Below are 22,938 nucleotides of genomic sequence, written 5' to 3' on the forward strand. Positions count from 1 at the left end.
TGTCGGTTCAGCGCGCGGCGTTGGCGCGGGCCACCATGGCGTCCAGCAGCACGTTGCAGCCGGCCTCCAGGTGCGCGGGCTGCGCGTCTTCGATTTCGTTGTGACTGATGCCGTCCTTGCACGGCACGAAGATCATGGCGGTGGGCGCCACCGCGGCCATGTAGACGGCGTCGTGGCCGGCGCCGGTGACGATGTCCATCGCCGGCAGGCCGCGGCGCGCGGCGCCCTGGCGCACCTTTTCCACCAGATCGGGATCGAACGGGGTGGGGCGGAAGTACTGCACATCCTTCACGTCCACCTGCACGCCGTGCTTCTCGGCGACCTCGCGGCAGGCGTCGCGCCAGGCCTGGTCCATGAGCGTGAGCGTGGCTTCGTCCTCGTGGCGCAGGTCGGTGGTGAAACGCACCTGGCCCGGAATCACGTTGCGCGAACCGGGATGGGCGTGGATCTCGCCCACCGTGCCGCGGCCATGCGGCTGATGCGCGTTGGCAATGTCGATGACCGCCTGCACCAGATAGGTGGCGGCGAACAGCGCGTCGCGGCGGATGCCCATGGGCGTGGGGCCGGCGTGCATCTCCATGCCGGTCACGGTGACGTCGTACCAGCGCAGGCCGAGCGAGCCGGTCACCGCGCCGATCACTTTTTCTTCATGTTCGAGGATCGGGCCCTGCTCGATGTGGGCCTCGAAATAGGCATCCACCGGACGGCCGCCCACCGGCTCGGTGCCAGCGTAGCCGATGGCCCGCAGCTCGTCGCGCACCGCCAGACCCTTGGCGTCGCGCGCGCTCAGCGCGGTTTCCAGCGGGAACTTGCCGGCGAACACGCCCGAGCCCATCATCACCGGCACGAAGCGCGAGCCTTCCTCGTTGGTCCAGATCGCCAGTTCCAGCGGCGCCTCGGTCTGCACGCCGGCGTCGTTCAGCGTGCGCATCACCTCCAGCCCGGCCAGCACGCCGTAGCAGCCGTCGAACTTGCCGCCGGTGGGCTGCGTGTCGATGTGGCTGCCCGTCATCACCGGCGCCAGCGCGTCGTTGCGGCCGGCACGGCGCGCGAAGATGTTGCCGACTTGATCCACGCGCACCGTCAGGCCGGCGTCGCGCATCCAGCCGGTGACCAGGTCGCGGCCCTGGCCGTCGAGCGCGGTCAGGGCCAGGCGGCAGTTGCCGCCCTTGGGCGTGGCGCCGATCTCGGCCAGATCCATCAGGGATTGCCAGAGCCGGTTGCCGTTGACGGACAGGGATGATGTCATGGTGAGCCTCGTTCGGGTCAGTGGGTGGATGCGGCGGCCTGGCGCGCCAGGGCGGCCTCGCGGATGGCGGAGAGTGTCTGGCCGGGGGCGATGCCGTCGGCGTCGTAGCGGATTTCCAGCAGCGCGGGCCGGCTTTCGCGCTCGGCGTAGGCCAGGGCCCGGTCAAACGCGGCGGCGAAATCCTCGGTGCGTTCAACGGCCTCGCCGTAGCCGCCGTAGCCGCGCACGATCTGGGTGAAATCCGGGTTCTCGAAGTCCAGCGCGATCGGGCGGCCGGGAAACTCGCGCTCCTGGTGCGCGCGGATCGTGCCCCACATGCCGTTGTTGAACACCAGCACCACGATGCCCAGCCGGTACTGCTGGGCCACGCCCAGTTCCTGCAGGTTCATCTGGAAGCAGCCGTCGCCCGCATAGCAGACCACGGTCTTGCCGGGATGTTCGAGCTTGGCGGACACGGCCGCCGGCAGGCCGTAGCCCATCGATCCCACGGTCGGCGCCAGGCTGGTGCCCGGCCCGGTGAACTGGCGGTAGCGGTGCGGATACAGCGCGTAGTTGCCCGCGCCCACCGTGATGCAGGCGTCCGGCGCCAGGCGCTGGTTGACCTGCGCGGCGATCACATCCAGGCCCAGCGGGCCGGGCGAGGGCAATGGCTTGAGCGCATCGAGGTACTCGGCATGGGCCGCGCGCACCGCGGCGCCGCGCGGCGTGGCGTGGGCCGGCCGCAGTTGGGCCGCCGCCTGCGCGAAACCGGCAACGCTGGCGGCGATCGCCTGGGTCGGGGCGAAGACGCGGCCCGGTTCCTGCGGATCCGGGTAGACATGGATCAGCGCCTGGCGCGGCAGCGGGCTCTCGATCAGTTGATAGCCTTCGGTGGTGGCTTCGCCCAGGCGCGTGCCGACCGCCAGGATCAGGTCGGCCGCCTTGATCCGCGCGCGCAGCGCCTCGGTCATGCCCCAGCCCATCTGGCCGGCGGCGTTGGGATGGCGCTGGTCGAAGCATTCGAGCCGGCGCCAGGCGGTCGCCACCGGCAGTTCGAAGCGTTCGGCGAAGGCGGCGATCTGCCGCATCGCCTCGGCGGTCCAGCCACTGCCGCCCAGCACCATGACGGGCCGCTCGGCCTGGTCGAGCAACTGGCGCATGCGCGCCAGGTCGGGCTCGCCGGGGTGGGCGACCACGCGCTGGTAGCGCGGCATGTCGGCCACCGTGGCCGTGCCCCACAGGGTGTCCTCCGGCAGCGCCAGCACCACCGGGCCGGGCCGGCCGCTGGTGGCGGTGGCGTAAGCGCGCGCCACGAATTCCGGAATGCGGTCGGTACGGTCGATCTGCGCCACCCACTTGGCCATCTGGCCGAACATGCGGCGATAGTCGATTTCCTGGAAGGCCTCGCGTTCGTAGAAGTCATTGCCGACCTGGCCGACGAACAGGATCATCGGCGTCGAATCCTGAAATGCGGTATGCACGCCAATGCTGGCGTTGGTGGCGCCCGGGCCGCGCGTGACGAAGCAGACACCGGGCTCGCCGGTCAGCTTGCCGTAGGCCTCGGCCATGTACGCGGCGCCGCTTTCCTGGCGGCAGACCACCGGTTCGATGGCGCCGCGGTGTTCATTGAGCGCGTCGATGCAGGGCAGGTAGCTCTCGCCCGGGATCATGAAGATCCGGCGCGTGCCGTGGATGCGCAGTTGCTGCATCAGGATCTGGCCGCCGTTGCGCGGCAGGGGGGATACAACCGTCATGCAAACACTCCCGGGATGGGGCCGTCCGCGCCGGGCGCGGGCGTTGGGGTTCGTGGCAAGGGGCGGGCGCTGCCGCCGGCGCTTGGAGGGGCGGGCGGGCCTAGATGTCGGGGCGGATGCTCCCGTCGTCGTCGCCGAAGTCTTCCCGCAGGCGGGCCAGGATGCCGATCAGGTGCGCATGCATGGCGTGGCGCGCGCGGATCGGATCGCGTGCCAGGATCGCGGTCAGGATGCGCTGGTGCTCGGCATGGGCCACCGCCCAGACCTTGGTGTTGACGAAGTAATCCTGCATGCGGCTGAACACCGGACTGGCCAGGCTCAGGCTCCACAGATGGGCCACCGAGGCCGCCAGCGCCGCATTGCCGCAGGCCGCGGCGATGGCGCTGTGGAATTCACGGTCGTGCCAGCCCGGCGAGTCGGTCAGCGACATGGCATCCTGGGCCGCGCGGATCGCCGCGATCTGCGCCGGCGTGCCTTGCTGCGCGGCCAGCGCCGCGCACTCGGGTTCGATCAGCATGCGGGCTTCGAGCAGGTCGAAGGGGCCGATGTCGTCCTGGGTGACCGCCTGGGCGTTGGCCGCCGCGGCGGGGGCGGCCTCGCGCGAGGCGGTGACAAACACCCCGCTGCCCACGCGCACTTCCACATAGCCTTCGATTTCCAGGGCGATCAGGGCTTCCCGGATCGAGGCCCGGCTCACCTGCAATTGCTCGGCCAGCTCCCGTTCGGATGGCAGCCGGCCGCCGCGCGGGAAGTCGCCGGCGCGGATGCGTCCGGCGATCTGGTCGGCAATCATGCGATAGAGGCGGGTGACGGCTACGGCTTGGAAGGTACTCATCGTGATACTGCGCCATCATGGTCAGGTGGTCAGGCCACAAATATAGGAGGGTTCCTCTTGAAATAACAGTGAAAAAAGGCCGGATAAAGGGAAAACGATCACAGGGATTTCCCGTCTTCCTATCTGGTGGTCAGGCCAATTTTCGCCAGTCGGAATACCCTCGCGCTTTACAGTTTTCGAACAATTGCCGAACAAATCCCGCGCCCTCGTGACGCCGGTCGGCGCCGATAATCGCTGCGCCTCGAAGCGAGGTCGACAGGGCGGGGCATCGCGTACGCCGGCAATGGGAGAAGGGCGTGCAAGTGGGGAGCAACAAGGCGTGGACGCCGCGGCCCGGGCGGATCGGCGTCGGCATGGCGCTGTACGCCTTGGCGTGGTTGTGGTTGTCGGATCGGGCCGTGCTGGCGCCGCCCACCGACAACATCGAGCAACTGATCTGGGTGCGCAGTCTGGAATGGGGCTACTACAAACATCCGCCGCTGCCGACCTGGCTGCTCTGGCCCGCCGTGCAACTGCTGGGGTGGAGCGCCTGGACCACGTACCTCCTGGGCGCGCTCTGCACGCTCGGCGCCTTTGTCTTGATGTGGAACATGCTGCGCGGCATGCGTGGCCAGGCGTATGCCGCGACCGCCGCGCTGGCCGGTCTGTGCGTCACGTTCTATAACGGCCGGCTGTACTTCTACAACCACGAGATCGTCCTGATCCCGCTGGTGGCAGGGTGCGCGGCGGCCTGCTGGAAGGCCTACACCACCCGCAGGATCGGTTGGTGGATCGTGCTGGGCGCCTGCCTGGGGCTGGGGGCGCTGGCCAAGTACCAGATGGCGGTGGCCGGCCTGGCGGTGCTGGTGTTCTGGTGGGCCCGCAAGGCCTGGCGCGATCCCATGCATCTGTTCGGCCTGCAGGTGGCCGGCCTGACCGCGTTGGCGGTGTTCGCGCCGCACCTGGTGTGGCTGATCAATCACGATTTCGAGCCGCTGCGTTATGCGATGTCGTCGTCGCTGGCCGCCGGCTTATCGTGGAGCGCGCGCGGCCATGAGGTCGCGCGCTGGTGGGGTGATCAATTGCTGAACCGTGCCTTGCCCGCCTGGGCTTTCCTGGCCGCGCTGTGGGTGGTCACCCGCCGCCAGCGGCGCGCGCATGCCGCCTGCCAGGCCACCCCTGCGCCGGCTGGGGGCGAGGCGGCGCGCGCGCTGCTGTTGTCCTTCGGGTTGGTGCCGCTGCTGTTCGTCAGCGTGATGGCGCTCATTTCCGGCGCGCACATCCAGCTGCATTGGGGCACGCCGTTCCTGCTGTTCATCGTGCCGGCGGCGATGGAACTGGCGCGCGAGGGGTGGCGCGCACCGTTCCCGGCGCGCCGCGCCCTGTCGGTGTTCCTGGTCATTCAGCTGTTGTTGATGTTGCGGGTGGGGCTGACCGCGCCGAATGGCGCCGGCCTGTTGCGGCGCGCGACCGATTGGCGCTACTTCGATGCGCAGGCACTGGCCTCGGTGTTGCACCAGCCCGCCGTCGCGGCGCTGGGCGGGCCGGTGCGGGTCATCTCCGGCCCGTGGGCGGAGGCGGGCGCATTGGCATTGTGGCTGCCGGAAAGGCCCGTGGTGCTGATCGACGGCCAGAGCCGTTTCAGCCCCTGGGTCGGCCCCGCACTGGTGGCCGACAGCGGGGCCCTGGAATTGCGCAAGGCCAAAGCGCCACCGGAGGGTTTTCAGCCCGTCGGGCCGGATTTTCCCCTGCTGTATTGGCGTGCGCGGCCGCCGATCACGATCCGTGCCGGCGTCGCCGCGCGGTGAAGGGGGGCAGGACGGCGGCCGCGCCAGCGGGTCTTTATGCTTCGTTATCCGGCCCGCCATCCGGTTCCGGCGTCTGGGTGAAAGCCCGCACCAGGCGCGCGATGCCGTCCAGTTCGTCGTGCGCGCCGCGCGCCCATTCGGGCTGGTCGAAGGGGCTGTCCGCCGGGGTGTCATCCAGATTGGCCTTCAGGTCGCCCAGCAATTCCAGCGCCATGTCCGTGGCTTGCGGGTTGCCTCGGGTGGAAAGGGCGATGGCGATCGCCAGCGCCTGGCGCAGCGCGAGCAGGCGGCCGTCGAGTTCGGTGTCCACGGGGAATGTCCTTGTAATGGAGGGAGGCCCCGCATTTTACGGGCGCCAGCGCCTGGCGGCGGGCGCTGGCGCGTTTGCGCAAGATCAAGGCGGGCGGGGCGGCGCGGGCGAATAATTCGAGGTATGCAAGCCGCCCTACGCCCAGCCTTCGCCGAACCTCTGGCCGCCCCCGCCGAGCCCTTCTTTCCGCCGCAGTTGCTGGCGCGCCTGGACAAGAACGGGCCGCGTTACACCTCTTATCCCACGGCCGACCGCTACCGCGGCGATTTCGGCGTCGACCAATACCGGCAGGCCCTGCGGCGGCGGCGCGAGTCCTGTACCCGCGAGCCGCTGTCGCTATACGTGCACATCCCGTTCTGCGAGTCAGTCTGTTATTACTGTGCCTGTAACAAGGTCGTGACCCGCCATCACGACCGCGCCGCCCGCTACCTCGACGCGCTGGCGCGGGAAGTCGCGCTGCATGTGGCCGAACTGGGCCCGGGCGTGCCGGTATCGCAACTGCATTTCGGCGGCGGCACCCCGACCTTTCTGTCCGACGAAGAACTCGACCGCCTCATGGCGGATCTGCGCGGCGCCTTCCATTTCCTGCCCGACGCCGAACTCTCCATCGAGGTCGATCCCCGCACCGCCACGCCGCAACGCCTGGAAAAGCTGCGCAAGCTGGGCTTCAATCGCCTCAGCTTCGGGGTGCAGGATTTCGACGCGCGGGTGCAGGTGGCGGTTCACCGCGTGCAGTCCTTCGAAGACGTGCGCGACCTGATGCAAAGCGCTCGCGCGCTGGGCTACGCCTCGGTCAACGTCGACCTGATCTACGGCCTGCCGTTGCAGACCACCGAATCGTTCGCGCGCACCATTGCCCAGGTCAGCGCGCTGCGGCCCGACCGAATCGCGCTCTATGCCTACGCCCATCTGCCTGAGCGCTTCAAGCCGCAACGCCGCATCAACGCGGCGGACCTGCCAGACCGCGCCACCCGCGTCGGCCTGCTCAGCGCCGCCATCGAAGGTTTTCTGAAGCAGGGCTACACCTACATCGGCATGGATCATTTCGCGCTGAACACGGACGCCCTGGCCATCGCCAAGCAGCGCGGCGAACTGCACCGCAATTTCCAGGGCTACAGCACCCAGCCCGACCGCGATCTGGTGGCCTTGGGCGTGTCAGCCATTGGCCGCATCGGCGATACCTACAGCCAGAATGCCAAGGATCTGGACGGCTATTACGCCGCCATCGAATCCGACCGGTTCGCCGTTGAAAGAGGGCTGGCGCTCAGCGCAGACGACCTGGCGCGGCGTGAAGTCATCATGGACATCATGTGCCAGGGCAAGGTGGATTTCGCCCGCGTCGAGGCACGCCATGGCCTGCGCTTCGGTGACTATTTCGGGCCCGAGCTGTCGCAGGTGGCGAACCTGGCCGAACTCGGCCTGGTCAATCTGCGTGCCGGCGAATTACGGGTGACCGGGCTGGGCTGGTATTTCGTCAGGGCCGTCGCCATGACGTTCGACGGCTATCTGCGCACGGCGGCCACCAGCGCCAGCTACTCGCGCATCATCTGACGGGGCCGCCGGGCCGCCCCGCCAGGCCGCCGATGAGGGCCGGCCCCGTGTGGGGCTATTCGGCGAATTTCTCGCGCAGGAACAGGGCCAGCGCCAGGTCGTCGGACAACTGCAACTTGCGCATGGCGCGCCGCTTGTGGGTGCTGACGGTTTTCTTGCTGCGCTTCAGGCGCGTGGCGATCTGGGTGACCGACAGCCCTTGGCTGATGTGGCGCAGGACCTCGACTTCGGAGGTGGTCAGCATCGCGTGGGGCGGGCGCGGCGACAGCGGACGGATCTTGCCGTCCTGCACCGACAGGAAGGGATCTTTCTTGCTGAGGACGCCGTGGATCATTTCGGGCAGCAGCAACATGCCCCATTGTTTGGCCAGGTAGCCGTTGGCCCCGGCGCGATAGGCCGCGTACTGGGTTTCCTGGCGGTTGCCGGCCGAAAAGGTGATGATCGCCAGATTCGGATGGTAGCGCCGCAAGCGGCGCAGGTAGTTGACGCCGTCCCAGGGTTCCTGGGGCAGATAGAAGTCGATCAGGGCGACGTCGCAGGGCATGCTGGCGAGCTTGTCGAGCAACCGGCTGGCCGAGGTTTCCTGGTGGATGACGCGGAAGCCGGGGCGGGCGTCGAGGTAGGCGCCCAGGCCGAGCGCCACGACAGGGTGGTCGTCGAGGATCGCCACCCGGATGACGGGAGGCGGCCGCGACAGCAGCAGGTGCTTGCGGGAATTGGGGCGGTCACCTGCATCGGGGGATCGCGGCTCGGCAGAAGCGGCATCCGGCGCAGAGGCAGTATTCATCAGGACTCCACAGAATGGACGGGAAAACGTCGGTAAATAAGGTGCGTGCCCGAAGGCGGCTGAGACTGCACACTCGCCGTAACCAGTCCGAAATTCGAGTGTGAAGCTTATGGTCTTACGGCTTCATCCTGGTCAAAACTAAACACGAATCAGACAAAACTACGTTTGTGATACCGTGATGCGACGTTAGCCCCGGGCCATCCGGAAGGGCGGCAGGGAATAAAATCGGTGCGGTTCCGCGGGCCGGCATTTCGCCGCGCCGTGGGGCAAGAAACAGGCAAGGCGGTGGACGGCGCATGTCCAAGAAAATTCTGGTGATAGGCAGGGACGGCCAATTGGGCTTCGAGCTGCGGCGCAGCCTGGCACCGCAGGGCGAGGTGGCCGCGGTCGGTCGTGCTGACTGCGACCTGACCTATCCCCTGCAGATCGCGCGGTTGGTGCGGCGGGAGAAGCCGGACATCATCGTCAACGCGGCCGCCTACACCGCTGTCGAGCGCGCGGAAGAAAACGCGGCGCGGGCCATGCGCGTCAACGCGCAGGCGGTGGGCGAGCTGGCGGCGCTGGCGGCCGATCGCGGGGCGCTCATCGTCCACTATTCGTCCGACTATGTGTTCGACGGCGCCAAGGTCGGCGCCTACGACGAGAACGATGCGCCAGCGCCGCTGAACGCCTATGGCCGCAGCAAGCTGGCCGGCGAGCAGGCGGTGCGCGCCATCAACCCGGCGCACCTGGTGTTCCGCACGTCGTGGGTCTACGGCGTCTTTGGCAACAGCTTTCTCAAGACCATGCTAATGGCGTTGCGCCAGCCGGAGGCGCTGCGGGTGGTGAGCGACCAGCGCGGCGCGCCGACCGGCGCCGCCTACATCGCCGACGCCACCGCGCTGGTGCTGGCGCGCTACCTCGCGCTGCCGGCCGGTGCGGCATTTCCCTTCGGTCTGTACCACCTGGCGGCGACCGGCGACGCCAGCTGGTACGAGTACGCCTGTTTCATCGCGCAGCAGGCGCGTCGCGCCGGCCTGGCGGTGACCCTGACGCCGGGCGACATCCGGGCGGTGCCGTCCGCCCAGTATCCCACCACGGCGCGCCGGCCCGCCAACTCGCGGCTCGACAGCCGGTTGCTGGAGCGTACTTTCGGGATCCGCGCGCCGCATTGGGAAACCGGCGTGATCCACGCGCTGGCCGCGATCGCAGACAGCCGCAATCTGGCTTAAGGCCGGGAGGAAGGCCGCTTCTGTCGCGCGAATGTCACGAATCGGGGCCAAAGGGTGCTACAATCGGCAACGATAAGCACTGCCAGCCGTGTGGATGGCAATGCGCCCGTCCACCCTGAAGGCTCAGGCACCATGTTTTTCCCGCTGGCACGAACTACGACCCGGAACTTTCGCCCTATGTCGCGTTAGTTTTTCGTGCGTCGGGTTTCACCGTGTCAGGTCAGCGGTAGGACTCAGCAAGACAACCAGATAAACGCGGCTACCAGCCGCGTTTGTCGTTTCTGAATTTCGTTTTTTCTCTCCAGAACCCAGGAAGCATTCCCGATGGTACAGATCACATTGCCCGATGGTTCGCAGCGCCAATACCCGGGGCCGGTCACGGTTGCCGAAGTGGCGCAATCGATCGGCGCGGGATTGGCCAAAGCCGCCTTGGGCGGCCGCGTGACCTTTGACGGCGCCGATTCCAAGCTGGTCGACACCAGCTACCGCATCGAGGGCGACGCGCGCCTGGCCATCGTGACCGCCAAGGATGCCGACGGCCTGGACATGATCCGCCATTCCACGGCGCACTTGCTGGCCTACGCCGTCAAGGAGCTGTTCCCGGACGCCCAGGTCACCATCGGCCCGGTGATCGACAACGGCTTCTACTACGACTTCTCGTACAAGCGCCCGTTCACGCCCGAAGACCTGACGGCCATCGAGAAGAAGATGGCCGAACTGGCCAAGAAGGACGAAATCGTCACGCGCGAAGTCTGGTCGCGCGACGACGCCGTCGAGTTCTTCAAGGGCATCGGTGAAAAATACAAGGCCGAGATCATCGCCTCGATTCCGTCGAACGAGCCGCTCAGCTTGTACCGCGAAGGCGATTTCATCGACTTGTGCCGCGGCCCGCACGTGCCGTCCACGGGCAAGCTGAAGGTCTTCAAGCTGATGAAGGTGGCCGGCGCCTACTGGCGCGGCGACAGCAAGAACGAGATGCTCCAGCGCATCTACGGCACCGCCTGGGCCACCAAGGAAGAGCAGGAAGCCTACCTGCACATGCTGGAAGAAGCCGAGCGCCGCGACCACCGCAAGATCGGCCGCGAACTCGACCTGTTCCACTTCCAGGACGAGGCGCCCGGCCTGATCTTCTGGCATCCCAAGGGCTGGGCCCTGTGGCAGCAGGTCGAGCAATACATGCGCTCGGTCTACCGCGACAACGGCTACCAGGAAGTGAAGGCGCCGCAGATTCTCGATCTCTCGCTCTGGAAGAAGACGGGCCACTGGGACAACTACCGTGAAAACATGTTCACGACCGAGTCCGAGAACCGCGTCTATGGCCTCAAGCCCATGAACTGCCCGGGCCACGTGCAGATCTTCAACGCCGGCCTGCACTCGTACCGCGAGCTGCCGCTGCGCTACGGCGAATTCGGCCAGTGCCACCGCAACGAACCGTCCGGCTCGCTGCACGGCATGATGCGCGTGCGCGGCTTCACGCAGGACGACGGTCATATCTTCTGTACCGAGGAACAGCTCCAGGACGAATGCGCCGACTTCACGGCCCTGCTGCAGAAGGTCTACCGCGACTTCGGCTTCACCGAGGTGCTGTACAAGGTCGCCACGCGTCCCGAAAAGCGCATCGGCTCGGACGAGGTCTGGGACACGGCCGAACAGGCCCTGATGGAAAGCCTGCGCCGCACCGGTTGCGAATTCGAGATCTCCCCGGGCGAGGGCGCGTTCTACGGCCCGAAGGTCGAATACACGCTGAAGGACGCCATCGGCCGCCACTGGCAGTGCGGCACGATCCAGGTCGACTTCTCCATGCCCGTGCGCCTGGGCGCCGAGTACGTGGACCAGAACGACCAGCGCCGTCCGCCCGTGTTGCTGCACCGCGCCATCCTGGGTTCGCTCGAGCGTTTCATCGGCATGCTGATCGAAAACCACGCCGGCGCGATGCCGCCCTGGCTGGCTCCGGTGCAGGCCGTGGTGTGCTGCATTTCCGAACCTTCGGCCGATTATGCGGCTGAAATCACGCAAAGCCTGAAAAAACAAGGCTTTAGAGTAGAGTCCGATTTGCGCGGTGAAAAAATCACTCGTAAAATTCGGGAGCACAGCCTGCAAAAGGTTCCGTACATCCTTGTCGTCGGCGACAAGGAAAAGCAAAACGGCACCGTCGCCGTACGCGGACTGGGTGGTCTGGACCTCGGCGCCATCGCCATCGACGAATTCGTCGCGCGATTGGCCGAGGATGTTTCCACCCGTCGCGACGTCAATCATCCCGATAGCAGCGCTGCTTAACATTTCTAGGAGCTTTCAACATCGCCACTGAAAAAGCCAATCGCATCAACGGTGAAATCCGCGTCCCCGAGGTGCGCCTGATAGGTCTGGACGGAGAACAGCTGGGCATCGTCAAGATCGCCGACGCGTTCCGTCTTTCCGAGCAAAGCGACGTGGATCTGGTGGAAATCGCGCCGAACGCCGAGCCGCCGGTCTGCCGTTTGATGGACTACGGTAAGTTCAAGTACCAAGAGCAGAAGCGCCAGGCCGAAGCTCGTTCGAAGCAGAAGGTCATCCAGGTCAAGGAAGTCAAATTCCGTCCTGCCACCGACGAGGGCGACTACCAGGTCAAGCTGCGCAATCTGCGCCGCTTCCTCGAGGAAGGCGACAAGGCCAAGGTGACGCTGCGGTTCCGTGGCCGTGAAATGGCTCACCAGGAACTGGGCATGCGGGTACTTGAGCGTGTGCGCGACGATCTGCTGGAACTGGCCCAGGTCGAAGCCATGCCGAAGCTCGAAGGCCGTCAGATGGTCATGGTGCTGGCGCCCAAGAAGAAGGCGGCCCCCGCGGGCAAGCCGGAATCGGCGGCATAAAGCTCCTGCCGGCCTTCCTTGCCGGGAAGGCTTGGCCGCTCCAGTCCGCGACCCGCCGTCCAGCCCATGTTCGGCGGGTTCGCTTATTGGGCGGCTCTGCGCTACGATGTCATAGATAGCCGCCTTCCCGAAAGGGAAGGCGGTGTACGTTCGGGGTGTCGCGATGCATGTTTTGTTCGTTTTGGATCCCTTGCCGCTCTTGAAGGCGTACAAGGACAGTTCTGTCGCCATGATGCGTGCCCTGGTGGCGCGCGGCCATACGCTCAGCGTGGCCATGCAGGGCGACCTGTACATCGAGACCGGCATGGTCAAGGCCGTCTCCACGCCGATCGAGCTGGTCGCCGACGCCGACCTGCACGGCCACGACTGGTGGCGCGAAGCGGCGCCCCAGGATCTGCCGCTGGCCGATTTCGGCGCGGTGGTGATGCGCAAAGACCCGCCCTTCGACATGGAATACGTGTATTCCACCCATCTGCTCGAATACGCCCAGGCGCAGGGCGCCAAGGTGTTCAACAGCGGCGCGGCGATTCGCAACCACCCTGAAAAGCTGGCCATCACCGAGATCAGCGAGTTCACGGCGCCAACGCTGGTGACGCGCAACATGGCGCGCCTGAAGGCGTTCCATGAGACCCATCACGACGTCATCGTCAAGCCGCTGGACGGCATGGGCGGCACCGGTGTGTTCCGCCTGCAGCCCAAGGACCCGAACCTCAACGCGATCCTGGAAACGCTCACCGACAACGGTGCGCGCACCATCATGGCGCAGCGCTACATTCCCGAGATCGTCAAGGGCGACAAGCGCATCCTCTTGATCGGCGGCGAGCCGGTGCCGTATTCGCTGGCGCGCATTCCGCTGGCCGGCGAAACGCGCGGCAACCTGGCCGCCGGCGGCCGGGGCGTGGCGCAGCCGCTGTCGCCGCGCGACCGCGAGATCGCCGAGGCCGTGGCCCCCAAGCTGGCCGCGCGCGGCCTGCTGCTGGTCGGCCTGGATGTCATCGGCGACTACGTCACCGAAGTCAACGTCACCAGCCCCACCTGTTTCGTGGAAATCGCCGAGCAGACCGGCTTCGACGTCGCCGGCATGTTCGTGCAGGCGCTCGAGAAAGCGGTGGCGGCCGGCGCTTCGGTTGCGGCCGCGGCCTGAGCCCCTGGAACGGTCATGACCACGGGTATTGTCATCGTTGTGCACGCGCCGCTGGGCGCGGCCATGCGCGAATGCGCCAGCCACGTCATGGGCAACCTCGACGGCCTGCTGGCGATCCACGACATCCAGCCCGAGGACCGGCCCGATGACCTGGCGCCCGCCGTGCTCAAGGACATTCTCGAGCAGGATCATGGCGGCGGGGTGCTGGTGCTGACCGACCTGATCGGCGCCACGCCCGCCAATATCTCGAAGCGGGCCGTGGCCGACGCGCAGGCCCAGGGTATTCAGTGTTGTGTGCTGGCGGGCCTGAACACGCCCATGCTGCTGCGGGCGCTGACCTACCGCAATCTCTCGCTTGCCGAGACCCGCGAGAAGGCGTTGGCAGGCGGAGTGCAAGGGGTATTGCGGGTAGACTGACGGGCAGGAACTTGTCCTATTATTTCGGCTAATATTTCAAGCCGACGAGCGCTTGGACAATTTGCTGCAATCACCAACTGCGGTGTGACGCCGCGGTCACCATAATTCCTATGCCTAATACAGACATTGTCATCAGCAATAAACTGGGTTTGCATGCGCGGGCGGCCGCCAAACTGACGCAACTGGCCAGCAAGTTCTCCAGCGAGATCTTCATCTCGCGGGGGGCACAACGCGTGAATGCCAAGAGCATCATGGGGGTCATGATGCTGGCCGCCGGCCTGGGCGTGACGGTCAAACTGGAGGCTTCCGGCAGCGATGCCGAGCAGGCGCTCTCCGAAATTGAAACTCTGTTCGACAGCAAATTCGGTGAACAGGAATAGCAGCGCTTCCGAATCCGCCGGCCCGGACAAGGTCCGGGCCGGCATGTCCGCGGCGGGCGCCGCGGTTCCCGCGCATGACGGGGCTGGCTCTGCCAGCCCCGTTATTTGTTTGTACGGCAAGGGCGTGGCGCGCGGCTACGCCATCGGCCGCGCGGTGGTCATGGGGGCGGCGGCGCTGGAAGTCGCCCACTACCGCATCTCGCCCGAGGACGTGCCCGCTGAAAGCCGTCGCCTGACCGAGGCACTGGCCTCGGCCCAGCAGGAACTGCTGCAATTGGCCGATACCCTGCCGGCCGACGCGCCGCGCGAGTTGGGCGCGATGCTCAATGTGCACAGCCTGTTGCTGGGCGACCCGTTGCTGGCCGAGCAGACGCTGGCGCTGATTGCCGAGCGGCACTACAACGCCGAATGGGCGCTGACCACGCAGGGCCAGATCCTGGGCCAGCAGTTCGACGCCATGGAGGACGAATACCTGCGCGAACGCGGCGCGGACGTGCGCCAGGTGATCGAGCGGGTGCTGCACGTGCTGTCCGGCACCTCGGCCATCCTGCCCGACATGTCGCACATGGGGGGGGACGAGGCGCTGGTGGTGGTGGCGCACGATATCTCGCCGGCCGACATGTTGCGCCTGCGCGGCGGGCGCTTCGCTGCCTTCGTCACCGACCTGGGCGGGCCGACCTCGCATACCGCCATCGTGGCGCGCAGCATGGGCGTGCCGGCCGTGGTGGCCATGGGCAACGTGCGCGAGCTGGTGCGCGACGGTGACATGCTGATCATCGACGGCGCCGCTGGCGCGGTGGTGGTCAACCCGTCGCAACGCATCCTGCAGGAATACCGCCGCCGCCAGGCCGCCTACGCCGATGAGCGCGCCGAACTGAGCCTGCTGCGCGACGAACCATCCATCACGTTGGACGGTATCGACATCGTCCTGCACGCCAATATCGAACTGCCGGAAGAAGCGGCGCTGGCGCTGGCCTCCGGGGCGCACGGCATCGGCCTGTTTCGCAGCGAATTCCTGTTCATGGGACGTCCGGACCTGCCGGGCGAGCAAGAGCAGTACGAGGCCTATTCGTCCGTCGTCAAGGTGATGGCGGGCCGCCCGGTCACCATCCGCACGCTCGATATCGGCTCGGACAAGACGCTGGACGGCGAAGCCACGGTGGCCACCAACCCGGCGCTGGGGCAGCGCGCCATCCGCTATTGCCTGGCGCGTCCGGAGATGTTCGCCACGCAGTTGCGCGCCATTCTGCGGGCCTCGGCCCACGGGCCGGTGCGGCTGCTGATCCCAATGATCGCTCACATGCACGAGGTGGTGGCGACGCGGGCGGCCATCGAGTCGGCGCGGCGCGAACTGGATGCGCGCGGCCAGGCCTACGCGGCGCACATGGAAGTGGGCGCCATGGTCGAGGTGCCGGCCATCGCCATCGCCATCGAACCCTTCGCGCAGGCGCTGGATTTCCTCTCGATCGGCACCAACGACCTGATCCAGTACACGCTGGCCATCGACCGCGGCGACCATGACGTGGCGGCGCTCTATGACCCCTTGCATCCGGCGGTGCTGCGGCTGATCGCCCATACCATCAACGCGGGCGAAAGGGCGGGCAAGCCGGTCGCCGTGTGCGGCGAAATGGCTGGCGATTCGCGCATGACGCGATTGCTGCTGGGCCTGGGGTTGACCGAATTCTCGATGCACCCGCAGCAGTTGCTGGACGTCAAGCGGGAGGTGCGCCGCGCCCACTCCAATGCGCTGCGCGTGAAGGTCGCCAGCGCTCTGAACCGGGCCTTGCCGGTGGATCTGGATACCCTGGACCTGTGACCTGGGCGGTGGCGGCCCGCGAGGCCGTTCCCGCGCATCAAGAGCCCGGCGCATGCGCCGGGTTTTTTTCTGGGAGGAGCATGGCGAGGCCGACGGTTGCCCGCCGGACGGGCGAAAAAACCCCCTGCTGGGGCAGGGGGTTTGCCGTTGCCCTTCGCGCCGTGGCGCGGGCCGCGATCAGCTGTGGTAGGCCGATTCGCCGTGGCTGGTGACGTCCAGCCCTTCGCGTTCCTGGTCTTCCGGCACGCGCAGGCCGCACAGGGCGTTGGCGATCTTGTAGGCGATCCAGGCGACCACGCCCGACCAGACGATGGTCAACAGCACGCCTTCGAGCTGCACCCACAGTTGGCCCAGGATCATGCCAGGCTCGGCCAGGCCCGGGCCACCCAGGATCTGGGCGTTGAAGACGCCGGTGAGCAGGGCGCCGACGATGCCACCCACGCCATGCACGCCGAACACGTCCAGCGCGTCATCGGCACGCAGCAGGCGCTTCAGGCCATTGACGCCCCAGACGCAGACGATGCCGGCGATCACGCCGATGATCAGCGCGCCGACCGGGCCAACCAGGCCGGCCGCCGGGGTGATGCCCACCAGGCCGGCGATGGCGCCGGAGGCCGCGCCCAGCATCGAGGGCTTGCCCTTGATGGCCCATTCCGTGAACAGCCAGGCCAGGACGGCGCCGGCGGTGGCGATCATGGTGTTGAAGAAGGCCAGCGTGGCGTTCTCGTTGGCGGCCAGCGCCGAACCGGCGTTGAAACCGAACCAGCCCACCCACAGCAGGGCGGCGCCGACGAACGTCATCGGCAGGTTGTGCGGCTGCATGGCTTCGCGGCCGTAACCGACGCGCTTGCCGACCACGTAGGCGCCCACCAGGCCGGCCACGCCGGCGTTGATGTGCACCACCGTGCCGCCAGCGAAGTCCAGCGCGCCCTTGGCGTTGAGCAGGCCGGGCGCCGTTTCCGAGGCGAACCAGACCATGTGCGCGATGGGGATATAGGCGAAGGTGAACCAGATCACCGTGAACACCAGCACCGCCGAGAAGCGGGCGCGTTCGGCGAAGCTGCCGACGATCAGCGCGCAGGTGATGCCGGCGAACGTGGCCTGGAACGAGGCGAACAGCAGCTCGGTCAGCGAGTTCGACATGGCGTACTTGCCGTCGGCCGGGTTGAACATGCCCGAGAAGAAGGCGCGCGAGAGGCCGCCGAAGAAGGCGTTGCCTTCAGTGAAGGCGAGCGAATAACCGTAGATGAACCAGAGGACCAGGCCCAGCACGAACGTGCACAACACTTGCAGCAGCACCGACAGCACATTCTTGCTGCGTACCAGGCCGCCATAGAACATCGCCAGACCGGGTACGGCCATCATCAATACGAGGAGGGTAGAGACGAGCAACCAGGAGATATCTGCTTTATCCATTTTCAGGCTCCAATGAGTCTTTCTTATTTGTCTACAGCGCAGCTTCGCCGGCTTCGCCCGTCCGGATACGGATCACTTGTTCGAGGGGGGCGGCGAAGATCTTGCCGTCACCGATCTTGCCGGTGCGGGCGGCTTGCTCGATGGCTTCGATGACCTGGTCGACCAAGTGGTCGGGCACGGCCGCTTCGACACGCAGCTTGGGCAGGAAGTCGACGGCGTATTCCGCGCCGCGATACAGCTCGGTGTGGCCTTTCTGGCGCCCGAACCCTTTCACTTCGGTAACGGTGAGGCCCTGGACGCCGATTCCGGATAGAGCCACCCGCACTTCGTCGAGCTTGAAGGGCTTGATGATGGCGATGATGAGTTTCATGGCATTTCCTCTCATGGTTGCACGTTGGCATCGTCCATCAAGCAAATTCCATGCCATCCGGGATGGCGCCCGCAGAGCGGCAGGACAGGCGCGTTTCTTGTGCCTGACTGCACCAATATAGTGCGTCATGCACCACGCGTCAGCCTCAATCCGGTGCATGATCCCTCGCCGGTGAGGAATGCAACGGAATATGTTCCGCCGCCATCATTTGTTGCCAGTTGATGCCGGGCCTGTTGCGACTTGTCGTGTTTTGCCGTCAGCGCGTCGCGGCCGGGCGGATCGGGCGAGCGGGCCGCGCAGCGTTGCGGGCCGGGCTTCGCGCGGCCGGCGGCGTATCTTCAGGCGCGTGAAAGCGGGAGGCGGGCGCGGCAGAAAGAGGGGCGGGACGTGATACGAGGGTTTACACGCATAAGCTTGTTGCCCAAGGTAGGCTGAAGAAGAATCAAGGCCAGCTCATGGCGGTATCTGGGCCGATCGGGCCGCGGCAACAGGGTTCCGGCGTCGCGGCTCTCTCAATATCAAAAAGCAAGAAAGGAAAGAGGAATGATGACGATCCAACGCAATACGCTTGCGGTGCTGGCCCTGACCGCCGCGCTGACTGCCCTGGCCGGTTGCAACAAGAGCGACGAAAAGGCCGCGCCGCCCGCGGCGTCGACCACGCCGGCGCCGTCCACCACGACGCCGGGTACGCCGCCCGCCGCTACCACGCCGCAGGCCACCACCGCGCCGTCCGGCTCGGCCGCCCCGGCTGGCGCCACCGCTGGTCTGCCCGCCGAATGCGACGCCTACCTGACCCAGGTCAGCGCTTGCATGGACAAGCTCGGCGCTTCCAACCCCGCCGCGGCCAGTTTCAAGCAGCAACTGGACGCCGCCAAGACTCAATGGGCCTCGATCAGCGACAAGACGCAGTTGGCTGCCCAATGCAAACAGTCTGCCGATCTGTTTGCGCAGTCCGCTTCGCAGATGGGCTGCAAGTAACGATGTTGGTAGGGGGCCGCCCCCAAGGCGGCCCGGTTTTCTCCTGTGCTTTGATGGGCGGTCACCGCATGCGGCCCGCCCTCTTTTTTTGCCCGTGGCGCGCGCCGGGAAAGCACTACACTTGAGGGGTCAAGTACATGTGAGGCCGCTATGAACAATCGTACCCAGTGGATGGAAGACATCCAGAAGAACATTTCCGACCTGATCGCCCGCAGTCCGGCGGCGGACGTCGAGCGCAACGTGCGCGCCATGATGACGCAGGCGTTTTCGAAGCTTGATCTGGTCACGCGCGAAGAGTTCGATGTGCAGGCCGACCTGCTGGCGCGCACGCGTGCCCGCGTCGATCAACTGGCCGCCACGGTCGAGCAGTTGGAGTCGCGCCTGTCCGCCCTGGACAAGTGATCCGCGCGGGACGTTTTTGCCACGGCCGCTTCCGCGGCCGTTTTCGTTTTCGGCATACTGGTCTTCGATCGCCACCGGAGACCGTCTTGACGCTTGCCGTAATCGCCAGCCGCGCCCTCAGCGGCCTGCACGCCCATGCGGTGCGGGTCGAAACGCACCTGGGGCCGGGCCTGCCCAGCTTCAATGTGGTCGGGTTGCCCGATACCGAGGTGCGCGAAAGCCGTGAACGCGTACGCGCGGCCATCCTCAACAGCGGCTTCAATTTTCCCGCCGGCCGCATCACGGTCAATCTGTCGCCGGCCGATATTCCCAAGGAATCCGGCCGTTTCGATCTGCCCATCGCGCTGGGCCTGCTGTTGGCCGCGGGACAACTGGCACCGCAGGGCGAAGCCGGCGCTGCCGAGGCCGCGCCGGATCCGCTGCTGGCCGGCCTGGTGCTGGCGGGCGAGCTGTCGCTGACGGGCGCGCTGGTACCCGTCTCCGCCGCCCTGGTGATCGCGCTGAGCGTGGCGCGCGAATCGCCCGGCGCCACCCTGATCCTGCCGGCGGGCAGCGCCGAGCAGGCGGCCTGGGTCGAGGGCCTGCGGGTACTGTCGGCCCGCAGCCTGGCGGACGTGGCGGCCCATGTGGCCGGTCTCTGCCGTCTGCCCGACGCGATCCCGGCCGCCTGGCCCGAGACCCCGCCAGCGCCTTGCCTGGCGGATGTGCGAGGTCAGGCCGGGGCGCGGCGCGCCCTGGAGGTCGCGGCGGCCGGCGGCCATAGCCTGCTGATGGTGGGGCCGCCGGGGGCCGGCAAGAGCATGCTGGCCGCGCGCCTGCCCGGGTTATTGCCGCCGCTGGCGCGGACCCAGGCGCTCGAGGTCGCGGCCATCGCCGCGCTGGCGGGCGTGGCGGACACGCCCATGGGGACGCCGCCGTTTCGCGCGCCGCATCATTCGGCGTCGGCCTTCGCCCTGGTGGGCGGTGGTGGCCGCCCGCGCCCCGGCGAGATCAGCCTGGCGCATCATGGCGTGCTGTTCCTGGACGAACTGCCCGAGTTCAGTCGCGGCACGCTCGAGGCGTTGCGCGAACCGTTGGAGACGGGCAGGGTGGTCATTGCCCGCGCCCTGCGTACCGCGCAATTTCCCGCCCGGTTCCAACTGGTGGCCGCGATGAATCCCTGCCCCTGCGGTTGGCGCGGCCACCCCCGCCGCGCCTGCCAGTGCACACCCGACCAGGTGGCGCGTTATGTCGGCAAGGTCTCCGGCCCGTTGCTGGACCGGATCGACCTGCACGTGGCCCTGCCCCCGCCCGATCTGGACAGTCTGCAGGGGCCGCCCGGCGAGGCCTCGGCGCCGGTGCGGGCGCGGGTGGCACGGTGCCGCGAACGCCAGTTGGCGCGCCAGGGCAAGCCCAACGCCGGTCTGGCGGGGGCCGAGCTGGAACGCCACTGCGCCCTGGAGCCGGCGGCGCGGACGTTGTTGTTGCAGGCGATGCGGCGGCTGGCCGGCTCCGGCCGGGCCCTGCATCGCGCCTTGCGGGTGGCGCGGACCATCGCCGATCTGGACGGCGCGGATACCCTGGCGGCCAGTCACGTGGCCCAGGCGGTGCAGTATCGCCAGCCAGGGGTATGATGGCCGGTCTGCCCCGGCGCCGCCCGTCATCGCGCCCGGCCCCGTTCCGGGTTGCGTGGCGATCCCTCGTCCCGATGTGCGGGTTGGCTCGACAAAACCAGGGAAATCACCATATAATCAAAGGCTTTCCCGGATCCAGGCTAACTTTTTTGCCGCCGGTGCGGGGAAAGCCCGGAAGTGCCCTGGCGGCGCTTTCGGGGGTAGTCCGAGAGTATTACCCCAAAGCAGTACTCCAAAGCAGTACCCCAAGCAGTACCCCCAGAAGTGGCAAGAGGTTCTCAAGTTTTGCTGCAATGGTGTAGGTCGAACGCTCCTGCCTTCGTGGTTTGGGGCGGCGCCAACCGCCTTGTGACAAGCACCTCGCGTCATGTAAATCAACAATGCGTTCAGTTTAGGGAATCATCATGCCCAAGATGAAAACCAAGAAAAGCGCCGCAAAGCGCTTTCAGGTTCGCGGCAGCGGATCCATCAAGCGTGGTCAGGCGTTCAAGCGTCACATCCTGACCAAGAAGACCACCAAGAACAAGCGCCAGCTGCGCGGTTCGGCGGCGGTTCATGAAACCAACGTGGCTTCCGTGAAAGCCATGATGCCTTTCGCTTGATATAAGGGAGATCTACTATGCCTCGCGTCAAACGCGGCGTCACCGCCCGCGCACGTCACAAAAAAGTCATTTCCGCCGCCAAGGGTTACCGTGGCCGCCGCGGTAATGTGTTCCGTATCGCCAAGCAAGCGGTCATGCGCGCTGGCCAATACGCCTACCGCGACCGCCGCAACAAGAAGCGCACGTTCCGCGCGCTGTGGATCACGCGTATCAACGCCGCCGTTCGCGAACATGGCGTCAGCTACAGCGTGTTCATCGCCGGCCTGAAGAAGGCTGCGATCGAACTCGACCGCAAGGTTCTGGCCGATCTGGCCGTGCGCGACAAGGCCGGCTTTGCCGCCATCGTGCAGCAAGCCAAGGCTGCCTTGGCTGCCTGATCGCGCGCTTTAACTCATCGCGCATCGCTGCAAACGGGGCTGTAATGGCCCCGTTTGCGTTTTGAAGGCTGGATTTCATGACTCAATCGGTTGACGACCTGGTCTCCCAGGCACAGGAACTGTTCGCCGCGGCCAACAATGCCGCCGCGCTCGAAAATGCAAAGGCCCGCTTCCTGGGCAAGGACGGCGCGCTGACGGTCCTGCTCAAAGGCCTGGGCAAGCTCGATCCCGAGCAGAAGCGCGACATGGGCGCCCGGATCAATCAGGCCAAGCAGAAGGTCGAAGAGCTCCTGAACCTGCGCCGCGCCGCCTTGGTGCAAGCAGAGCTGGACGCCCGCCTGGCCTCCGAAACCATTGACGTATCGTTGCCGGGCCGCGGCCGTGTGCCGGGCGGCATCCATCCGGTGATCCGGACCTGGGAGCGGGTCGAAGAGATCTTCCGCTCTATTGGCTTTGACGTCGCAGACGGCCCCGAAGTCGAGAACGACTGGACCAACTTCACCGCGCTCAACAACCCGCTGGACCATCCGGCGCGTTCCATGCAGGACACGTTCTACGTCGACATGAAAGACGCCGACGGCCTGCCGCTGCTGCTGCGCACGCACACCAGCCCCATGCAGGTGCGTTACGCCCGCATGCACAAGCCGCCCATCAAGGTCATCGCGCCGGGGCGCACCTACCGCGTCGATAGCGACGCCACGCACTCGCCCATGTTCCACCAGGTGGAAGGGCTCTGGATCGCCGAAGATATTTCCTTCGCCGATCTGAAGGGCGTGTACACCGATTTCCTGCGTTGCTTCTTCGAAAGCGACGATCTCGTCGTGCGATTCCGCCCGTCGTTCTTCCCGTTCACCGAACCGTCGGCTGAAATCGACATGATGTTCACGTCGGGCCCGAACCGTGGCCGCTGGCTGGAGATCTCCGGCTCGGGCCAGGTGCACCCGCAGGTGGTGCGCAACTTCGGCCTGGACCCGGAACGCTACATCGGCTTTGCCTTCGGTTCCGGCCTGGAGCGCCTGACCATGTTGCGCTACGGCGTGAACGACCTGCGCCAGTTCTACGAAGGCGATTTGCGCTTCCTGCGCCAGTTCAACGAATAACAGACGGCTAG

22 protein-coding genes are annotated in these 22,938 nt (G+C 66.6%); 15 read left to right on the top strand and 7 right to left on the bottom strand.

The genetic code is table 11. The features are described from left to right. Positions 1 to 7: 7 nt before the first annotated feature. The 3 genes from ACN6O8_RS09555 to ACN6O8_RS09565 form a co-directional block, all read right to left on the bottom strand. Positions 8 to 1,249, bottom strand: coding sequence for a Zn-dependent hydrolase (locus ACN6O8_RS09555; RefSeq protein ID WP_427990822.1), 1,242 nt, complete (start codon positions 1,247 to 1,249; stop codon positions 8 to 10). A gap of 17 nt (positions 1,250 to 1,266) precedes the next feature. Further along, positions 1,267 to 2,982, bottom strand: a complete 1,716-nt coding sequence (locus tag ACN6O8_RS09560) for a thiamine pyrophosphate-binding protein (protein WP_427990823.1) — start codon at positions 2,980 to 2,982, stop codon at positions 1,267 to 1,269. Between the two features lie 100 nt (positions 2,983 to 3,082). Then, positions 3,083 to 3,817 carry a FadR/GntR family transcriptional regulator gene (locus ACN6O8_RS09565; protein WP_427990824.1) on the bottom strand — a complete coding sequence of 245 codons (735 nt, stop codon included), beginning with the start codon at positions 3,815 to 3,817 and terminating at the stop codon, positions 3,083 to 3,085. A gap of 296 nt (positions 3,818 to 4,113) precedes the next feature. Here ACN6O8_RS09565 and ACN6O8_RS09570 point away from each other — a divergent pair, with 296 nt between their 5' ends. Continuing rightward, positions 4,114 to 5,604, top strand: a complete 1,491-nt coding sequence (locus tag ACN6O8_RS09570; RefSeq protein WP_427990825.1) for a glycosyltransferase family 39 protein — start codon at positions 4,114 to 4,116, stop codon at positions 5,602 to 5,604. A gap of 34 nt (positions 5,605 to 5,638) precedes the next feature. On the opposite strand, the gene ACN6O8_RS09575 is transcribed toward ACN6O8_RS09570, so the two are convergent. Then, positions 5,639 to 5,914 (bottom strand): hypothetical protein, encoded by a 276-nt coding sequence (locus ACN6O8_RS09575; protein ID WP_427990826.1) that lies wholly within the window; start codon positions 5,912 to 5,914, stop codon positions 5,639 to 5,641. Between the two features lie 123 nt (positions 5,915 to 6,037). Here ACN6O8_RS09575 and hemN point away from each other — a divergent pair, with 123 nt between their 5' ends. After that, positions 6,038 to 7,465 carry an oxygen-independent coproporphyrinogen III oxidase gene (gene hemN, locus ACN6O8_RS09580; protein ID WP_427990827.1) on the top strand — a complete coding sequence of 476 codons (1,428 nt, stop codon included), beginning with the start codon at positions 6,038 to 6,040 and terminating at the stop codon, positions 7,463 to 7,465. A 55-nt stretch (positions 7,466 to 7,520) separates the two neighbouring features. Here hemN and ACN6O8_RS09585 read toward each other — a convergent pair whose 3' ends face one another. Next, positions 7,521 to 8,252, bottom strand: coding sequence for a response regulator (locus ACN6O8_RS09585; RefSeq protein ID WP_427990828.1), 732 nt, complete (start codon positions 8,250 to 8,252; stop codon positions 7,521 to 7,523). A gap of 296 nt (positions 8,253 to 8,548) precedes the next feature. Between ACN6O8_RS09585 and rfbD the strand changes: the two genes are divergently transcribed. From rfbD to ptsP, 7 genes are all read left to right on the top strand, one after another. Continuing rightward, the gene (gene rfbD, locus ACN6O8_RS09590) at positions 8,549 to 9,463 is read left to right on the top strand and encodes a dTDP-4-dehydrorhamnose reductase (RefSeq protein WP_427990829.1); all 915 of its coding nucleotides are present in this window, start codon (positions 8,549 to 8,551) and stop codon (positions 9,461 to 9,463) included. Between the two features lie 324 nt (positions 9,464 to 9,787). Beyond that, positions 9,788 to 11,740: a threonine--tRNA ligase gene (gene thrS, locus ACN6O8_RS09595; protein WP_427990830.1), complete on the top strand. Its 1,953-nt coding sequence runs from the start codon at positions 9,788 to 9,790 to the stop codon at positions 11,738 to 11,740. A gap of 20 nt (positions 11,741 to 11,760) precedes the next feature. After that, the gene (infC, locus tag ACN6O8_RS09600) at positions 11,761 to 12,312 is read left to right on the top strand and encodes a translation initiation factor IF-3 (protein WP_427991142.1); all 552 of its coding nucleotides are present in this window, start codon (positions 11,761 to 11,763) and stop codon (positions 12,310 to 12,312) included. 163 nt (positions 12,313 to 12,475) lie between these two features. After that, positions 12,476 to 13,456, top strand: coding sequence for a glutathione synthase (gene gshB, locus ACN6O8_RS09605; RefSeq protein ID WP_427990831.1), 981 nt, complete (start codon positions 12,476 to 12,478; stop codon positions 13,454 to 13,456). Between the two features lie 15 nt (positions 13,457 to 13,471). Further along, positions 13,472 to 13,873: a PTS sugar transporter subunit IIA gene (locus tag ACN6O8_RS09610; RefSeq protein WP_427990832.1), complete on the top strand. Its 402-nt coding sequence runs from the start codon at positions 13,472 to 13,474 to the stop codon at positions 13,871 to 13,873. Between the two features lie 110 nt (positions 13,874 to 13,983). Continuing rightward, positions 13,984 to 14,253, top strand: coding sequence for an HPr family phosphocarrier protein (locus ACN6O8_RS09615; protein ID WP_006387993.1), 270 nt, complete (start codon positions 13,984 to 13,986; stop codon positions 14,251 to 14,253). A gap of 43 nt (positions 14,254 to 14,296) precedes the next feature. Continuing rightward, a complete protein-coding gene (gene ptsP / locus ACN6O8_RS09620; protein ID WP_427990833.1) occupies positions 14,297 to 16,069 on the top strand; it encodes a phosphoenolpyruvate--protein phosphotransferase in 1,773 nt (590 codons plus the stop codon). A 177-nt stretch (positions 16,070 to 16,246) separates the two neighbouring features. On the opposite strand, the gene amt is transcribed toward ptsP, so the two are convergent. Together amt and ACN6O8_RS09630 are read right to left on the bottom strand one after the other, a co-directional pair. Continuing rightward, positions 16,247 to 17,485, bottom strand: coding sequence for an ammonium transporter (gene amt / locus ACN6O8_RS09625; RefSeq protein WP_427990834.1), 1,239 nt, complete (start codon positions 17,483 to 17,485; stop codon positions 16,247 to 16,249). A 31-nt stretch (positions 17,486 to 17,516) separates the two neighbouring features. After that, positions 17,517 to 17,855, bottom strand: a complete 339-nt coding sequence (locus ACN6O8_RS09630) for a P-II family nitrogen regulator (protein ID WP_006218735.1) — start codon at positions 17,853 to 17,855, stop codon at positions 17,517 to 17,519. Between the two features lie 543 nt (positions 17,856 to 18,398). Between ACN6O8_RS09630 and ACN6O8_RS09635 the strand changes: the two genes are divergently transcribed. The 6 genes from ACN6O8_RS09635 to pheS all read left to right on the top strand — a co-directional run bounded on the left by ACN6O8_RS09635 (position 18,399) and on the right by pheS (position 22,927). Beyond that, entirely contained in the window at positions 18,399 to 18,833 is a 435-nt protein-coding gene (locus tag ACN6O8_RS09635; RefSeq protein ID WP_427990835.1) for a DUF5339 family protein, read from the top strand. Positions 18,834 to 18,983: 150 nt separating this feature from the next. Continuing rightward, complete coding sequence (locus ACN6O8_RS09640; RefSeq protein WP_006394062.1) at positions 18,984 to 19,235, top strand: accessory factor UbiK family protein; 252 nt, start codon at positions 18,984 to 18,986, stop codon at positions 19,233 to 19,235. 86 nt (positions 19,236 to 19,321) lie between these two features. After that, positions 19,322 to 20,848 carry a YifB family Mg chelatase-like AAA ATPase gene (locus tag ACN6O8_RS09645; protein WP_427990836.1) on the top strand — a complete coding sequence of 509 codons (1,527 nt, stop codon included), beginning with the start codon at positions 19,322 to 19,324 and terminating at the stop codon, positions 20,846 to 20,848. Between the two features lie 404 nt (positions 20,849 to 21,252). Continuing rightward, entirely contained in the window at positions 21,253 to 21,450 is a 198-nt protein-coding gene (gene rpmI, locus ACN6O8_RS09650) for a 50S ribosomal protein L35 (RefSeq protein ID WP_006387997.1), read from the top strand. 17 nt (positions 21,451 to 21,467) lie between these two features. Further along, positions 21,468 to 21,827, top strand: coding sequence for a 50S ribosomal protein L20 (rplT, locus tag ACN6O8_RS09655; protein WP_006387998.1), 360 nt, complete (start codon positions 21,468 to 21,470; stop codon positions 21,825 to 21,827). 77 nt (positions 21,828 to 21,904) lie between these two features. Beyond that, positions 21,905 to 22,927, top strand: a complete 1,023-nt coding sequence (pheS, locus tag ACN6O8_RS09660; RefSeq protein WP_054503853.1) for a phenylalanine--tRNA ligase subunit alpha — start codon at positions 21,905 to 21,907, stop codon at positions 22,925 to 22,927. Positions 22,928 to 22,938 lie beyond the last annotated feature (11 nt).

Source organism: Achromobacter sp. (genome assembly GCF_050285565.1).
GTDB lineage: Bacteria > Pseudomonadota > Gammaproteobacteria > Burkholderiales > Burkholderiaceae_B > Achromobacter.